Origin of the sequence: Micromonospora sp. NPDC005254, assembly GCF_042872525.1 — a bacterium.
Lineage (GTDB): Bacteria > Actinomycetota > Actinomycetes > Mycobacteriales > Micromonosporaceae > Micromonospora.
The window spans coordinates 236,995-252,509 of record NZ_JBIAKM010000006.1 but is presented as its reverse complement, the minus strand read 5'-3'; the positions used below and the strand labels follow the sequence as shown (position 1 = coordinate 252,509).

The window sequence follows — 15,515 nt, the reverse complement described above, 5'->3', positions numbered from 1 at the left end:
CAGCTGAGCAGTGGTGGGGCCGGCGTGTCGCACCGCTCAGCTGCCAACGATCACGAGCGGGGCGCTCGCGTCGGGTTGTCGTGGCCTGGGCGGGCGCAGGGTGGCCGCGGCCGTCAGGCAGAGCACGGCGGCGGCGATCAGCGGCGGACGACCGCCGAAGTGGACGGCGGCGGAGCCGAGCGGGATCGCCAGGACGAGCGGGCCGAACATCGCCGTGTTGGCCGTCGCGGCGACCCGGCCGAGCAGCGCCGCCGGGCTGTGCGTCTGCACGGCGGTCACCGCCGCGACCAGGGTCCACGGCAGCCCGATGCCGGCGACCGCGGCACCCGCGACCGTGGCCGGCCACCAGGGCAGGCAGCGCGCCAGGCAACCCACGGCGAACAGCACCGCCCCGGCCACGCCGACGGCGACGGGACCCCGTCGGGTGAGGAGCCGGCCGACGACCAGTCCACCGAGGATCGAGCCGGCGCCCTGCGCGCTGGCCAGCACACCCAGAAACGTGGTCGGAAGGCGCAGTTCCGTGACGACGACCGCGTAGACGGCCGCGGTCGTGAAGCCCGACATGGCGATCGACACGGCCGCGAGCACGACCGGCACGCGGATCGTCCGCTGTCCGAGCAGGACCGCAAGCCCGGCGCGCAGGCCGCGATGCCGCCGCGTCGGCCGTTCGGGCGGCGTCCGGTTCAGGCGCACCGCCAGGTACAGAACGGCGACCAGGAGCGGCATGGCCGCGCTCAGCACGGCGACCGCGTGGCCGCCGTGCCAGGCGTACAGGCCCGCGCCGGCCAGCGGGGCGACGAGCTTCATGCCCTCCTGCGCGCTCGACCGCCACCCGTTGACGTCGCCGAGGTCCGTCGGCGACAGCGCGGACGGCAGCAGCGCCGTCTCGCCCGCGTCGATCAGCACGTAGCTGACACCGTAGGCGCACGAGACGGCGAAGATGACCCACGTCTGCCCCGGGCCGCGGACGGCGAGGAGCGCCAGCAGCGCGGCTGCCAGCAGGAGGTTGACGGCGATCACCAGCGCCCGTCGGGGCGCCCGGTCGAGCAGGCCGCCCAGCCACGGGCCGGCGAGCACCGGGGCGTACACGCAGAGCCCGACCAGTGCGGCCAGACCGGTGGAGCCGGTGAGGTCCAGGATCCAGATGCCGGCCACCAGGGACATGGCGCTGCTGCCGAAGCCGGACAGCAGCGAGATCGCCACGAACAGACCCGCGTTGCGCCGCATGAGCCCTCCAGGTTGAGCCGAGTTGACTCACATCCTGATTCTTGAGCCAGGCTCAGGCAATGGCGTCGGGCGATGTCAATGGGTCGTTGACAGCACGGTGTCCACCGTCGACGCTATGACTCGCACCGGTGGCGGTCGCCGGTCGCCCGCGGCTTCGAGGTCGGCGCGGAGGTGCAGGGCCAGCGCGTAGAGCGAGCCCGGGGCGGCGTCCAGGGCGGCCTCCACTGTGCTCCGAACGAGTGCCGCCCGAGGAAAGCGGGAATCCCACCGCCGGTCCGTCGCGATCCAGCGCCCGAGGTCGGCCACCGCGCCCCGCAACGCCGCGATCTGCGACGGGTAGCCACGGTCGAGGTCATGTCGCCGAGCACGTCGCGCGGCCGCCAGGCGCTGACGGCGCTGCTCGGCGGCCTGCCGGCTGCCGAGCCCCAGCGCCGTCGCGACCTGCGCCCAGGTCGCGCCGTCGTGGCGCGCCCGGTCGATCAGCTCCGCCTCCCGCTCGTCCAGGTGGGCACGAGCAGCGCGCACCTCAGCCAGGCCGGCCAACGGCGTCGTCGTCATCCGTCAACATTACATTGACAGTTCGGTGCGGCGGACCCCCGAGCGGGGGCGCGCCCAATCTCCGGGCGACGCGAGCCGCCCCAGGCATGGGGCAGCTCTACAGGCAGCAGAGGGGGGCCTGCCAGCGGCGTCGGGACGGTGCCGACGGTGGCTACCGGACGCCCAGCCCTGCGATGAGGATCTCCACCATCCGGCGCGCGTCGTAGCGGGGGTCGCCCGCGCCGATGCAGAGGTTGCCGACGCCGCGCAGCAGCTCGACGGGGCTCAGGTCGGTGCGGATCTCGCCCGCCGCCGCGGCCGCGTCGAGCAGTTGGGCGCACACCGGCACCAACCGGTCGAGGAAGTAGCCGTGCAGAGCCTGGAAGGCGACGTTGTCGGACTGCAACGCCTGGGCGAGACCGTGCTTGGTGACCAGGAAGTCGACGAAGAGGTCGATCCACCGCGCGAGGGCGGCGTACCGGGTGCCGCTGGCGGCCAGCAGCGTCGGCCCGGCCTCGGCACACGCCTCGACCTGGTGTCGGTAGACGGCCACGATCAGGTCCGCCCGCGTCGGGAAGTGCCGGTAGATCGTGCCGACGCCGACGCCCGCCGTGGCGGCGATCTCGCGAACGGGCACGTCGACGCCGGACGCGACGAAGGCCGCGGCGGCGGCGTCCAGGAGCGTCGCCTCGTTGCGCCGCGCATCCGCCCGCTTCCGCGGTCGCGGTGACGTCGATCCGCTGTCGATGTCGGCCACTGCGCCCGACCTCCCATGATCACTGTTGGCAAACGGAACAGTGTTCCGTATATTGGTTAGCGGAACATGGTTCCACTTGTTCAGGATGCCAGAGCAGGTGGGCCACGGCCAACCACGCCCCTTGAGCACGGAGGAACAACCATGCAGTACCGCACCTTGGGTCGCACCGGCGTCCAGGTCAGCACACTCGTGCTGGGCGCCATGAACTTCGGCAAGCTGGGACGCACCAGCCAGGACGAGGTCACCGCGATCGTCGACGCCGCCCTGGAGGGCGGGGTCAACCTGATCGACACCGCCGACATGTACAGCCAGGGCGAGTCGGAGGAGATGGTCGGCCGGGCGATCACCGGCCGCCGCGACGACATCGTGCTGGCCACGAAGGCCGGCATGCCGATGGGCGACAGGCGCGACCACCGGGGCAGCTCACGCCGCTGGCTCGTCACCGAGTTGGACAACAGCCTGCGCCGCCTCGGCGTCGACCATGTCGACCTCTACCAGATCCACCGGTGGGACCCGACCACCAGCGACGAGGAGACGCTGTCGGCGCTGACCGACCTGCAGCGGGCCGGAAAGATCCGCTACTTCGGCTCGTCGACCTTCCCCGCGTACCGCATCGTGCAGGCCGAGTGGGCCGCGCGGGAGCACCGCCTGAGCCGCTACGTCACCGAACAGCCCAGCTACTCGATCCTGCAACGCGGGATCGAGACCCACGTCCTGCCCGTGACCGAGCAGTACGGCCTCGGCGTGCTGGCGTGGAGCCCGCTCGCCTCGGGCTGGCTCTCCGGCGCGGTCCGGGCGGGCCGGGAGATCACCACCAGCCGGTCGACGCTTCTGCCGGAGCGCTTCGACACCGCACTCGCGGCCAACCAGGCCAGGATGGACGCCGTCGAGCAACTGGCCAAGGTCGCCGACGAGGCCGGCCTCACCATGATCCAGCTCGCGCTCGGGTTCGTCACCGCGCACCCGGCCGTGACCAGCGCGATCATCGGTCCCCGCACGATCGACCACCTGCACTCCCAGCTCGCCGCCGCGGACACCGTGCTCTCCGCCGACGTGCTGGACGCGATCGACGCGATCGTCGCGCCGGGCGTCGACCTCGCCGCACACGAGAAGTTCGACACCCCGCCCGCCCTGCTCGACCCGGCCCTGCGCCGTCGCTGAGCCCGGCGCGGGCACGTCATTGGGTCACCGACGCCGCTCGGCGGGCCGGTGACCGGTCGCTCAGCCGGCGGCCAGGTGCTCGCGGACGCTGCGGGGACGCATGTCGGTCCAGGTGCGCGTCACGAAGTCCAGGCACTCCTGGCGGCTGCCGGCGCAGCCGGCGTCCCGCCAACCGTCCGGCACCTCCTTGTGCCGCGGCCACAGGGCGTACTGCTCCTCGTCGTTGACCACCACGCGGTGTTCGTCAGCCATCGGGGTTGCCTTCCTCGTGTCGGGCCAGGTGCAGCTCGCGAGCGAGACTCTCCGGGGACAGCGCCCGGATCTCCGCGAGCAGGTCGGTGAGGTCGCCGTCCGTGGGCGGGGAAATCACCGGGGGTACGGCGGGAGCGGGCCCCGCCAGCGCGGCGACGGTACGGGCCAGCGCGGCGGGCGTGGGTGACTCGAAGATCGCGGCGGGCGGCAGATCGACGCCGAGCGCGTCGCGCAGTCGCGCCACCACCCGGGTGCCGAGCAGCGAGTGCCCGCCCAGCTCGAAGAAGTCGTCGTCGGGGCCGATCTCGTCGACGCCGAGCAGGTCCACCCAGATCCGCCGCACCACCTCGTACGGCTCGTACCCCGTCGAGGCCGTCGCCGCCACCGATCCCGCCGTCACCGATCCGGCCGGGGCCGGTGGCGGCGGCGCGGTGACCGGGGTGACCTCGTCGGGGGCAACGGTTCCCGGCCGGTACGCGTCGACCCAGTGCCGGTCACGCGCGAACGGGTACGTGGGCAGGGGTACCCGACGTCGTCCGTCGGCGCGGCCGTCGGGCCAGCGCACCGGGGCCCCGGCGAGCCAGAGCCGGCCGACGGCCCGGGCGACGGCGTCGTCCTCGCCGGTCGGCGTGCGCTCGGCGGGCAGGCTGGTCACCACCGGCACCCCCCGTGCGGCGTCGTGCTGCCGGACGAGGGTGGCCAGGGTGCGACCGGGGCCGACCTCCAGCACCGCGTACCGCTCGCCGAGCAGCAGGGTGGCCGCGGCGGTGAAGTTGACCGGACGGCGCAGCTGGCGCACCCAGTAGTCGGGGTCGGTGGCCTCGTCGTCGGTGAGCCAGCCGCCGGTCACGTTCGACACGACAGGCAGGGTGGGCGGACGCAGCGGGACCTCCCGCAGGTGCGCGGCGAAGCCGGCCAGGGCCGGGTCCATCACGGCCGAGTGGAACGCGTGGGAGGTGCGCACCTCCCGACAGGCCACCCCGCGCCCGCGCAGGTCGGCGGCGAGCGCGGCGACGGCGGCGGTTTCGCCGGAGACGGTGGTGAGGCGCGGCGCGTTGGCGGCGGCCACCTCCACTCCGGCGGGCAGCAGCGCCGTCACCTCGTCGACGCCGAGGGCCACCGAGAGCATCGAGCCCGGTGCCTGGGCCTGCATGAGCCGGCCGCGGACGGCGACGGTGGCGAGCGCGTCGGGCAGGGTGAAGACACCGGCCAGGCAGGCGGCCACGTACTCGCCGAGGCTGTGCCCCGCCATCGCGGCCGGACGTACGCCCTGGTGGCGCAGCAGTTCGGCGAGGGCGTACTCGACGGCGAACAGGGCCGGCTGGGTGAGCCGGGTCTCGTCCAGCTCGGGCGCGGCCGGGACCGCGTCGCCGGGTGGGCAGAGCAGCGCGCGCAGGTCCACGTCGAGGTGCGGGCGCAGCAGGTCGGCGCAGCGGTCGAAGGCCGCCCGGTAGACCGGTTCGGTGCGGTAGAGGGTGCGGCCCATCCCGGCGTACTGCGCGCCCTGGCCGGGAAAGAGCAGCGCCACGCCGGCCGGCGTGCCGGTGGCGACGCCGGTGCGGACCAGCGTCGAGTCACGGTCGGCGAGCTGGGCGGCGGCGGTCGTGGCGTCACGGGCGACGGTGACGAGCCGGTGGCCGAACTCCCGTCGGGTGCGCGCGAGGGTGTACGCGACGTCGGCCAGCGGCACGTCGGGGTGCTCGCTCAGGTGGGTGGCGAGTTGGTCGCGGGCCCGGTCGAGCGCGTCGGCGTCCCGGGCGGAGAGCACCAGCAGATGCGCGGACGGGCCGTCCCCGGCGCTCGGCTCTGCCGGTTCGGCGGCCTGGAGCACGACGTGGGCGTTGGTGCCGCCGATGCCGAAGGAGCTGACCGCCGCACGGGACGGCGTGCCCAGGTCGGGCCAGGGCTGCGCGGTGGTCGGCACGTGGAACGGCCCGCCGGCCAGCTCGGGATGCGGGTCGGTGCAGTACGGGCTGGGCGGCACCACCCGGTGATGCAGCGCCAGCGCGGCCTTGATCAGCCCGGTCACCCCGGCGGCGACGTCGAGGTGACCGAGGATCGACTTGACCGAGCCGAGCGCGCACCGGCCTCCGTCGGTGCCCCGACCGCCGTCCGCGCCCGGGCTCGCATCTGCGCCCCGGAACGCCTCGGCCAGGGCGCGCAGCTCGATCTGGTCGCCCAGCTCGGTGCCGGTGCCGTGCGCCTCGACGTAGCCGATCGTGGCGGGGTCGACCTCGGCCACCTCCTGGGCGGCCCGGATCGCGGCGACCTGACCGTCCACACCGGGCGCGGTGAAGCCGACCTTCATCCGGCCGTCGTTGTTGATCGCGGAGCCGCGGATGACCGCGTACACCGTGTCGCCGTCGTCGCGGGCGTCCGCCAGCCGGCGCAGGACGACCACGGCGGCGCCGTCGCCTCCCACGGTTCCGGTGGCGCGCACGTCGAACGGGCGGCAGTGCCCGTCGCGGGACATGATGCCGCCGGCCTCGTGCCGGTAGCCGGTGCCGGTGGGCAGCAGGACGTGCGCGGCGCCGGCGAGCGCGACGTCGCACTCGCGGGCGAGCAACGCCTGCGCGGCGAGGTGCACGGCGACCAGCGACGACGAGCAGGCCGTCTGCACCGCCACCGCGGGTCCACGCAGGTCCAGGTGGTACGCCACCCGGGTGGGCAGCGAGTCCTTGTCGTTGGCGAGCATCAGCTCGTACTCGGAGACCGAGTCGAGCCGCGGGTTGCGGAACAGGTGGTGCAGGAGGTAGCCGCTGGCCGCGGCGGCGGCGTACACGCCGACCAGCCGGTCGGGGTTCCCGGCGAGGTGACCGGCGCGTTCCAGGGCGGTCCAGGCGGTCTGCAGGAAGAGCCGCTGTTGCGGGTCGAGCAGCCGGGCGTCGCGGGGCGAGTAGCCGAAGAAGCCGGCGTCGAACCGGTCGATGTCGGCCAGCGCGCCGTGCGCTGGCACGTGGTCGGGGTGCCGCCGCTCCTCCTCGGTGAGGCCGGCGGCAGCCAGCTCCGCGTCGGTGAACCGGGTGATGGTCTCCTCCCCGGCGAGGATCCGCTGCCACAGCTCGTCGATGTCGGCGGCGCCGGGAAAGCGGCCGGCCATCCCGACGATGGCGATCTCCAGTCCGGTCTCCTGGTCGGTCACGCTCGTCCCTCCCCCGCCGGCACCGGGCGGGCCCGGCGGGCCCGGTCGGCCAGCGCCTGCTTGCGTTCGTCTCGTCGCCGGCCACCGGCCGGTGCGGTCGTCGGGGCGGCCGTGCCGTCGAGGAACCGGGCCAGCAGCGCGATGGTCGGATAGCGGAACAGCTCGACGGCGGGCACCGGTCGGCCCAGCCGTTCGGTGAGCCGGGTCTGCACCCGCGCCAGCAGCAGTGACGTGCCGCCCAGGTCGAAGAAGTTGTCGTCCGCGCCGACGTCGTCGAGCCCGAGCACCTGCCGCCAGGTGTCGGCGATGGCCCGTTCGACAGCGCCGTCGGGTGCCACGTACGCGGCGCCGAGGTCGGCGCGGGCCACGGTGGGGGCGGGCAACCGGGACGGGTCGAGCTTGCCGCTGGACGTCACCGGCAGGTCGGGGACCACCACGAAGGCGCTCGGCACGAGATAGCGGGGCAACCGCCGGAGCAGGCTCTGGCGCAGCTCGTCGATCGCCAACCCGTCGCCGACGAGGTAGCCGACCAGTCGTCGACCGCCGGGCACGTCGGTCCGCACCACGGCGGCGGCCCGGCGCACCCCCGGGCACTGCCGCAGTTGGGCCTCCACCTCACCCAGCTCGATCCGATAGCCGTTGATTTTGACCTGGTTGTCCGCCCGGCCGAGGAAGACCAACTGCCCGTCGGCACGCCAGCGGACCAGGTCGCCGGTGGCGTACATCCGCTCCCCCGGTGTCGGCGCGTACGGGTCGGGCAGGAAGCGCCCGGCGGTGAGCGCGGGGTCGCCGTGGTAGCCGCGGGCCACCCCGGCCCCGCCGAGGTGCAGCTCGCCGGGCACCCCCGGTGGCACCGGCCGCAGCTCGGTGTCGAGCACGTAGGCACGTACCCCGGTCAGCGGCCGGCCGATCGGCAGCTCGGTGTCGGTGGCCGCGCAGTGGGCGGCCGTGGCGGTGACGGTGGCCTCGGTGGGGCCGTACCCGTTGATCAGGAGCCGGTCGCGCGACCAGGCGGCGGCGACGTCCGGGGCGCAGGGTTCGCCGCCGACGGTGAGTATCCGCAGGTCGGGCACTGCGGCGGGGTCCAGCGCGTCGAGGACCACCGGCGGCAGGTCGGCCGCCGTGACGCGGTGCCGGGTGAGCGCGGCGGCCAGGTCGGGGCCAGGGGTGCGCTCGTCCGGGCCGAGCAGGCGCAGCGTGGCGCCCGCCGTGAGCGCGGTGACCACATCGGACAGCGCCACGTCGAAGCTGATCGAGTGGAACTGCAGGACCCGGTCGCCGGCCCGGACGCCGACCAGCCGGGCCTGCGCGGCGGCGAGGTTGCTCAGCCCCCGGTGGGTGCCGAGGACGCCCTTGGGCAGCCCGGTCGAGCCGGACGTGTAGATCAGGTAGGCGGCGGCGTCGGGGTGGATTGCCGTCGGGAGCGCGGCGTCGCCGGCCGGCGGCCGCTCGTCGAGGCGCAGCAGGGGCACGCCGGTGGTGGGCAGCGCCAACTCCGCGTCGGCAGTGGTGACCACGAGGGCGGCGGCGGAGTCGGCGAGCAGGTGCGCCAGCCGGGCCGCCGGCAACTGCGGGTCCAGGGGCAGGTAGACCCCACCCGCCCGGAGTACGGCGAGGAACGTGACCACCCAGTCCGGGCCGGCGGGCAGGCAGACCCCGACGGTCGTCTCGGCCCGCACGCCCCGGGCGGCGAGGGTCCGGGCCAGGCGGTCGGCCCGCGCGTCCAGCTCCCGGTAGGTCAGGGCCTGATCGCGGTACGCCAGGGCGACCGTCTCCGGTGCCGCCGCGGCCCGGCGGGCGACCAGCTCACCCAGGCTCGGCTGGCCCTGCGGCGCGGGCGCGGTGGCGGCCCAGCGGTCGACCAGCTCCCGTCCGGCGGGCACGTCGAGCAGCGGCAGCCGGTCCACGGGGGTGTCCGGGGCGGCGAGCGCGGCGGTGAGCAGGGTGTCGAGCTGGTCGGCGAGCGCCCGGGCGGTGGACTCGTCGAAGAGCCGCGTCCGGTACTCGATCCGCCCGTCGATGCGTCCCTCGTACGGGATGACGGTCAGCGTCAGGTCGAACATGGACGTGCCGGTGTGCGTCTCACCGCTGGCCAGCACGTTCACCCCGGGCAGGGTCAGCCGCTGCTCCCAGCCGTCCTCGACGGCGAACATCACCTGGGCGAGCGGGTGACGGCCGGCGTCGCGGACCGGGCGCAGCTCCTGCACCAGGGCGTCGAACGGCACCGGGTCGGTCAGCGCGGTCAGCGCGGAGTCCCGCAGCCGATCCAGCAGCGCGGCGAAGGTCAGTTGACCGTCGACCCGGCTGCGCAGCACCAGGGTGTTGACGAAGAAGCCGACCGCGGTCTCGCTGTCGAGCGTCTGCCGGTTCGCCACCGGGGTGGCGATCAGCAGGTCCGGCTGCTGGCTTCGGCGGTGCAGCAACGCCGCCCAGGCCGCCGCGAAGATCATGTACGGCGTCGCGCCGGTGCGGCGGCCCGCCTCGGCGACCCGGTCGGCCAGCTCCGGTGGCCAGGAGAACTCGATCTCGTGGCCGGCGTCCTCCAGCTCGGCCGGGCGGGGCCGGTCGGTCGGCAGGTCGAGCCCCGGCGGCGCACCGGTCAGCGCGTCGCGCCACCAGTCCAGCCGCCGGGCCAGCTCGGTCGGGCCGAGCAGTCGGTCCTGGGCCAGCGCGGCCGGTACGTCCCGGGGCACCGGCGGCAGCGCCGGACGCCGCCCCTCCCGCAGGGCCGCGTACGCCGTCGACAGCTCCTCGAAGAGCAGACCCATGCTCCAGCCGTCGCACACCACGTGGTGCAGGGAGAGCAGCAGCGCGAAGTCGGTGGGGCCGGTGCGGCACAGGGTGGCCCGCACCAGCGGCCCCCGGGCCAGGTCGAAGGGACGTACCGCCTCGGCGGCGGCGTACTCGTCGATCCGCTCCGGCGCGACGTCCTCGACCACCAGCGGCAGACCGGTCGGCGGCAGGACCAGCTGGTACGACTGCCCGTCCAGCGGCACGAACACCGTGCGCAGCGCCTCGTGCCGCGCCACGACCTCGTCGAGCGCGCCGCGCAACGCGGCCACGTCCAGGTCGCCGCGCAGGTCCACCCGGTACGGCACGTGGTAGGCCGGGCTGTCCGGGCGGAGCTGCGCCAGCAGCAGCATCCACTCCTGGGCGGCGGTGAGCGGGTGGACGCCGTACCGGTCGCCGTCGGCGCGGATCGCGGCGAGGAACGCCCGCCGCCGTTCGGGCGGCAGGGCGTCCACGCGCTGGCGCAACTGCTCGGGCGTGAGGGCTCCGATCATCGGGCGATCCCCTGTTCGAGCTGGTCGAGCAGGCCGGCGAGGTCGGCGGGTGGCGGCCCGTCCGACGCGACCGGCAGGGCCGCTTCGGTGGGCTCGACCGGCACCCCGCTGATCTCGTCGGCTGCGGCGGCCAGCCCGGCCACGGTCGGATGGTCGAAGATCAGCCGCAGCGGCACCTCCGCGCCGATCGCGGCGGCGAGCCGGGAGCGGACCCGGGTCGCCTTCAGGGACCGCCCGCCGAGGTCGAAGAAGTCGTCGTCGCGGCGGCGCACCGGCACGCCGAGGACGTCCTGCCAGATCTCGGCCACCGCCCGCTCGGTGGGTGTCCGCGGAGATGCGTCACCGTCGCCCGTCGCGGCCGTGTCGGGCGCGGGCAGCGCCGCGACGTCCACCTTGCCGTTGCGGTTCAGCGGCAGCCGCGGCACCACCACGAACAGGGCCGGCACCAGGTGGTCGGGCAGTTGCTCGCGGGCCCGCTCCCGGACCGCCTCGACGCGCACCCCGTCGTCGGGCACGACGTACGCGACCAGTCGGGCGTCCCCGGCGGCGTCGCGGTCGGCGCGCACGATCGCGTCCCGCAGCAGCCCGCCAGCGCGTAGCGCCTCGGTCACCTCGCCCGGCTCGACCCGGTACCCGCGGATCTTGACCTGGTGGTCCGAGCGGCCGACGAACTCGATCAACCCGTCCGGGCGTTGCCGGACCACGTCGCCGGTGCGGTAGAGCCGACCTCCGGTGCGCGGCCCGAACGGGTCGGGCACGAACTTCTCGGCGGTCGCGTCGGGGCGGCCGAGGTAGCCGCGGGCCACCCCGTCCCCGCCGATGAACAGCTCCCCGAGCACGCCCGGCGGCACCGGTTGCAGGAGCCGGTCCAGCACATACACCCGGGTGTTGGCGACCGGGCCGCCGATCGGCACGATCGGGTCCGCGGCGGTGAGCCGGGCGCAGTCGTACGTCGTGGTGTAGGTGGTGGCCTCGGTCGGGCCGTACCCGTTGACCAGCGTCGTGTCCGGGCAGGCCGCCCGGAGCCGGTCCACTGCCGTCCGGTCGGCCTGCTCGCCGCCGAACGTCAGGTAGCGCAGCGCGGCCAGGGCGTCCGGCGCCTCGGTCGCCACCTGCCGGGCCACGGACGTGGCCAGGAACATCATCGTCACGCCGGTGTCGCGCAGCCGGGCGCGCAACCGGTCCGGCACGATCACGTCGTTGATGTCCAGGTCCGCCAGGCAGGCGCCGTTGAGCAGGGCGCCCCACACCTCCAGGGTCGCCGCGTCGAACGACATCGTGGCGGCCTGTCCCATCACGTCGTCCGGGCGTACGTCGACGAAGTTGGTGTCGCGGACCAGCCGGACGATGTTGCGGTGGCTGACCCCGGTGCCCTTGGGGTGGCCGGTGGAGCCCGACGTGTACATGACGTACGCGAGCTGGTCGGGATGGATGGTCACCGCCGGCGGGTCCGCCGGGCCGTCGTCGGCCGGCAGCCGGTCCACGACGATCCGGGGCGTGTCGTCGTCCGGGAGCCGGTCGGCCAGCGCGGCGGTGTGCAGGATCGCTCCCGGTGTGGCGTCGCGGCACATCAACGCCAGCCGCTCCGGCGGGTATCCGGGGTCCAGCGGCAGGTACGCGGCGCCGACCTTGAGCGTCGCCAGCGCGGCGATCACCCAGGCGGTGGTGTCGGCGAGGCAGATGCCGACCAGCGTCTCGGCGCCGATCCCCAGCCGGCGCAGACGCTCCGCCAGGTGGTTGGCACGCCGGTCCACCTCCCGGTAGGCGAGGATCGTCTCGCCGTCGCGCAGCGCGGGCGCGTCCGGGGTCTGCCGGACCCACTGGGCGAACAGGTCGGGCACCGACCTTTCGCGGGGGTAGGCGGTGTCGGTGGCGTTCCAGTCGATCACCACCTGCCGTTCCGTCGCCGGGTCGAGCAGCGGGAGGTCGGACAGGCGCGCTCCGGGCCGCTCCTGCGCCCGGGCGAGCAGCACGGCCAACGCCGCCCCGATCGACGTCGCGTGTGGGTGGTGGCTCACCGTGGCCGCCGGGCGTTCGTCGGTGTCGTCGATCAGCAGCCGCACCGCACCCCGATAACCGGGGGGCGCCTGATCGGAGCTAATCGATACCACCGGCCGATAGTCGGGAACCGTTTCGGGCAATTCCGCGTCGTGCTCCCGGGCCTCGCGCAGAGCCGTTCGGACCAGGTCCCGCAGCTCGGTCCACGTGGGATCCTCGGGCAACCGAACCCGCACGGGCAGCCAGCGTCCCGGGCCGGTCGGCGCGGCCGGCGTCTCGGCGAGCAGGTCCCGGCCGCCGACCCAACGGTGCAGCAGCGCGAACAGGCCGGCCAACGAGCTGACCTGCGGCTCGACCGAGTCGCATGGCAGATCCGCACGGGCTTCCCCGGCAGGGGCGGTCGGTGGCGCGAAGGGCAGGTCCGGCGGCTCCGGGAGGTCCGTGAGCTGCCGTTCCCAAAAGGCGGAAAGGCCAGGGAAAACTGTCTGTTCGGTCATCGGATCTCAGCTCCGATCGGCGGGCGACACGCAATGCCGGGAAGTCTGGACCGCGCCCGTGCCAGTTGCTTGTAGGGGCCGTTCGGGTGCCGTTGCGGCGGTCTGAGGGAAACCTGAGTGCGCGTTTATGCCGATAGCGCATTGCAGTCAGTAAGTACACCGACTCTTTTGGTTATGGCGATGCCGCTCGATGAAGACAATGATCGGGCCCGGGGGGAAGCCACGCCGGGGGCGACGACTCGTAGTGCCCGGTTGTCTCTTCGCTCGCCTGAGCCTCCACGAGAGAACACAGGAGCGGTGAATGTCCGGAGACAATGTCAACCATGCCTGGCGCCCGTCGACGCCGGCTCGCAGCGAAGGTGGGGACGAGGCATCGACCGCAGAACGACACCCTACGGGTGGTGACCCGGGTCGGGCGCTGCGCCGCCTCGCCTCCGCCGGTGACCGCGCGGCCGCGCACCTGTGGCTCGCCACCCAGCCCGACCTGCTGGCCGCGACACCCGACCCGGCCGACGCACCGGTCGCGGAGATCTGGCGCGCGGCGCTGCGGCACCACCTCGCCGGGGAACCACACCTGGCGACGGCCCGCCTGGCGACCGCGCCGATCGGCGCGACCGGCCCACACGCCGTGCAGCTGTACTGCCACGCGGCGGTGCACCACCTGCTCGACGACGACATCGAGCGCGCCAGCACCGACGTCGAGGAAGCGGCGCGTGCCGCCCACGCGTGCGGCGTCCCGACCGCCCACCAGGCGTACGCCCGGGTGGTCGTGCTGCTCGCCGCCGCCACCGGCGACGCGGCGGCGACCCGCGGGCGTGTGGAGGCGACCGACGGGCTGCGCCGCGCGGACGCCGGCCTGTTCCGGTTGATGGTCCACCTGGACCTGGCCGGCCACCTGCTGTGGGCCGGCGACGCCGCCGACGCGCTGCGGCACGCCGAGGCTGCCGTCCGACTGACCGAGGTGGCGGGCGACACCGGTTTCGAGCCGTACGCGCTGACCCTCACCGCAGTGGCGAAGTGTCAGCTCGGCCGGTTGGAGGAGGCGCTCGCCGACGGCGCCGCAGGGCTTCGCCTGCGGGAGCTGGCGGGAGTCGCCGCCGACGAGGCGATCTCGCTGGCCGCCCTCGGGATGGTGCACCGCCGCCGGCGGGAGCCGCGGCAGGCCCGGCAGGCGTTGGAGAGCGCTCTGGCCGCGGTGGGCAGCGGTCAGCCGCGCATCGTCTCGACCGCCTGGGTCCTGGCCGAGCTGGCGCGGATCCGCGCGGCCGACGACCTGTGCGCCGCGCAGGATCTCGCCGAACGGGCGGTCACCATGGCCCGGGAGCCCGAACGGCCGTACGCCCTGCTGGCCCGCGGCTGGGTGGCGTTGCTGCGCGGTGACACCGTCGCCGCCCACTTCGACGCCGCCGAGGCCCGCACCGGCGCGACCGTCGGGCGGCGACGCGCCACCCTCGTCGAGGCGCTCCAGCTCACCGTGCTCGCGGCGGACGACCCGCGCGCGTCCGCCGGGCTGCTCGACGACGCCGCCGCGCTCTGCCGGGAACTGGGCGACCCGGCCGAGGAGGCCACCGTCCAGCTGATCGCCGCCCGGCTACAGGGACGGCAGGCCCGCCGCGGCGCCGAGGGCGCCGAGCAGAAGCTGCGCCGCTGCGGGGTACGCCTGGACCCGGGCGTCGCCGACGGGCTCACCGCGATCACGCTGCGCGTACCGGCGGTGGTCATCCACACGCTTGGCGACTTCCGGGTGTTCCGGGCCGGCGCCGTCGTCCCGTACGGCGAGTGGCAGTCCAAGAAGGCACGGGACCTGCTGAAGATCCTCGTCGCGCACCGGGGACGCGCCGTGCCCCGGGCCAGGCTGATGGAGCTGCTCTGGCCGGACGAGTCGCCGTCGCGGACCGCGAACCGGCTGTCGGTGCTGCTGTCCACGTTGCGCCGGGTGCTCGGCACCGGACGCCGCACCAGCGGCCGGGGCGCGGTGCTGGCCGACCGGGGTTCGGTGGCGATCGACCTGGACGTGATCGACGTGGACGTCGAGACGTTCCTGACCGCCGCCGAGGAGGCGCAGGTCGCCCTGCGGGGCGGACACCCGGACACGGCCCGTGCGCTGGTCCGCGCCGACGAGCTGTACGGCGGGGACTTCCTCGCCGACGACCCGTACGAGGACTGGGCGCAGCCGCTGCGGGAGGAGGCGCAGGTCGCGCACACCAGCGTGCTGCGGGCTCTGGCCCAGCACGCCTCGGACACGGACCAGAAGCTGGTCTACCTGATGCGGCTGGTGCACCGGGACCCCTACGACGAGGACGCCCACCTGGAGTTGGTGCAGGTGCTGCGCGCGGCCGGGCGGCACGGCGAGGCGCAGCGGCGTTATCGCACGTACGTCGAGCGGATGCGGGAGTTGGGCATCGCGCCGGCCGGCGGCGAGGCGACCGACCCGGACGCGGGGCCCGCCGGGGCCGGCGGCGGGCAGCACGCCGAGCCGTCGGCCGGGGCACTGACCCGGTGGCGGGCGCCGGCCGCGCAGACCCGGCCGTGGACGACGGAGTTGGGCGGCGCCCACCGCCAGACCGGCGTCCCCGCGCAGCGGACGGGGAATCCGAGGAGGCTCATTGAGCATCCGGCCTGACCGGGCCGGCCGACCGTCGCCGGCCGCGCCGGGGCAG

At 74.7% G+C, this 15,515-nt stretch carries 9 protein-coding genes; 2 read left to right on the top strand and 7 right to left on the bottom strand.

Annotated features, from left to right (window positions below; genetic code table 11):
- Window positions 1-36: 36 nt before the first annotated feature.
- The 3 genes from ACFYPR_RS20235 to ACFYPR_RS20225 all read right to left on the bottom strand — a co-directional run bounded on the left by ACFYPR_RS20235 (window position 37) and on the right by ACFYPR_RS20225 (window position 2,512).
- A complete protein-coding gene (locus ACFYPR_RS20235; protein WP_387261548.1) occupies window positions 37-1,227 on the bottom strand; it encodes an MFS transporter in 1,191 nt (396 codons plus the stop codon).
- 75 nt (window positions 1,228-1,302) lie between these two features.
- Entirely contained in the window at window positions 1,303-1,785 is a 483-nt protein-coding gene (locus ACFYPR_RS20230; RefSeq protein ID WP_387261545.1) for a hypothetical protein, read from the bottom strand.
- 151 nt (window positions 1,786-1,936) lie between these two features.
- Window positions 1,937-2,512, bottom strand: a complete 576-nt coding sequence (locus ACFYPR_RS20225; RefSeq protein ID WP_354855755.1) for a TetR/AcrR family transcriptional regulator — start codon at window positions 2,510-2,512, stop codon at window positions 1,937-1,939.
- A 150-nt stretch (window positions 2,513-2,662) separates the two neighbouring features.
- Here ACFYPR_RS20225 and ACFYPR_RS20220 point away from each other — a divergent pair, with 150 nt between their 5' ends.
- A complete protein-coding gene (locus ACFYPR_RS20220; protein WP_387261542.1) occupies window positions 2,663-3,682 on the top strand; it encodes an aldo/keto reductase in 1,020 nt (339 codons plus the stop codon).
- A 60-nt stretch (window positions 3,683-3,742) separates the two neighbouring features.
- Here the strand turns inward: ACFYPR_RS20220 and ACFYPR_RS20215 are convergent, their stop codons facing one another.
- The 4 genes from ACFYPR_RS20215 to ACFYPR_RS20200 are packed head-to-tail and all read right to left on the bottom strand — an operon-like array spanning window position 3,743 to window position 12,693.
- Window positions 3,743-3,934, bottom strand: a complete 192-nt coding sequence (locus ACFYPR_RS20215; RefSeq protein ID WP_007461660.1) for an MbtH family NRPS accessory protein — start codon at window positions 3,932-3,934, stop codon at window positions 3,743-3,745.
- The gene (locus tag ACFYPR_RS20210; RefSeq protein ID WP_387261539.1) at window positions 3,927-7,076 is read right to left on the bottom strand and encodes a type I polyketide synthase; all 3,150 of its coding nucleotides are present in this window, start codon (window positions 7,074-7,076) and stop codon (window positions 3,927-3,929) included. Before ACFYPR_RS20210 ends, ACFYPR_RS20215 begins: the two co-directional genes overlap by 8 nt.
- Complete coding sequence (locus tag ACFYPR_RS20205; RefSeq protein WP_387261536.1) at window positions 7,073-10,360, bottom strand: amino acid adenylation domain-containing protein; 3,288 nt, start codon at window positions 10,358-10,360, stop codon at window positions 7,073-7,075. Before ACFYPR_RS20205 ends, ACFYPR_RS20210 begins: the two co-directional genes overlap by 4 nt.
- Window positions 10,357-12,693, bottom strand: a complete 2,337-nt coding sequence (locus tag ACFYPR_RS20200; RefSeq protein ID WP_387261534.1) for an amino acid adenylation domain-containing protein — start codon at window positions 12,691-12,693, stop codon at window positions 10,357-10,359. The genes ACFYPR_RS20205 and ACFYPR_RS20200 overlap by 4 nt, the downstream gene beginning before the upstream one ends.
- A 463-nt stretch (window positions 12,694-13,156) precedes the next feature.
- Here ACFYPR_RS20200 and ACFYPR_RS20195 point away from each other — a divergent pair, with 463 nt between their 5' ends.
- The gene (locus ACFYPR_RS20195; protein WP_355138520.1) at window positions 13,157-15,478 is read left to right on the top strand and encodes a BTAD domain-containing putative transcriptional regulator; all 2,322 of its coding nucleotides are present in this window, start codon (window positions 13,157-13,159) and stop codon (window positions 15,476-15,478) included.
- Window positions 15,479-15,515 lie beyond the last annotated feature (37 nt).

Excerpts from the sequence above, each read along its gene's own strand:
- ACFYPR_RS20230 (WP_387261545.1), bottom strand. The coding sequence starts at position 1,785 with ATGACGACGACGCCGTTGGCCGGCCTGGCTGAGGTGCGCGCTGCTCGT.
- ACFYPR_RS20195 (WP_355138520.1), top strand. The coding sequence starts at position 13,157 with ATGTCCGGAGACAATGTCAACCATGCCTGGCGCCCGTCGACGCCGGCT.
- ACFYPR_RS20205 (WP_387261536.1), bottom strand. The coding sequence starts at position 10,360 with ATGATCGGAGCCCTCACGCCCGAGCAGTTGCGCCAGCGCGTGGACGCC.
- ACFYPR_RS20235 (WP_387261548.1), bottom strand. The coding sequence starts at position 1,227 with ATGCGGCGCAACGCGGGTCTGTTCGTGGCGATCTCGCTGCTGTCCGGC.
- ACFYPR_RS20220 (WP_387261542.1), top strand. The coding sequence starts at position 2,663 with ATGCAGTACCGCACCTTGGGTCGCACCGGCGTCCAGGTCAGCACACTC.
- ACFYPR_RS20215 (WP_007461660.1), bottom strand. The coding sequence starts at position 3,934 with ATGGCTGACGAACACCGCGTGGTGGTCAACGACGAGGAGCAGTACGCC.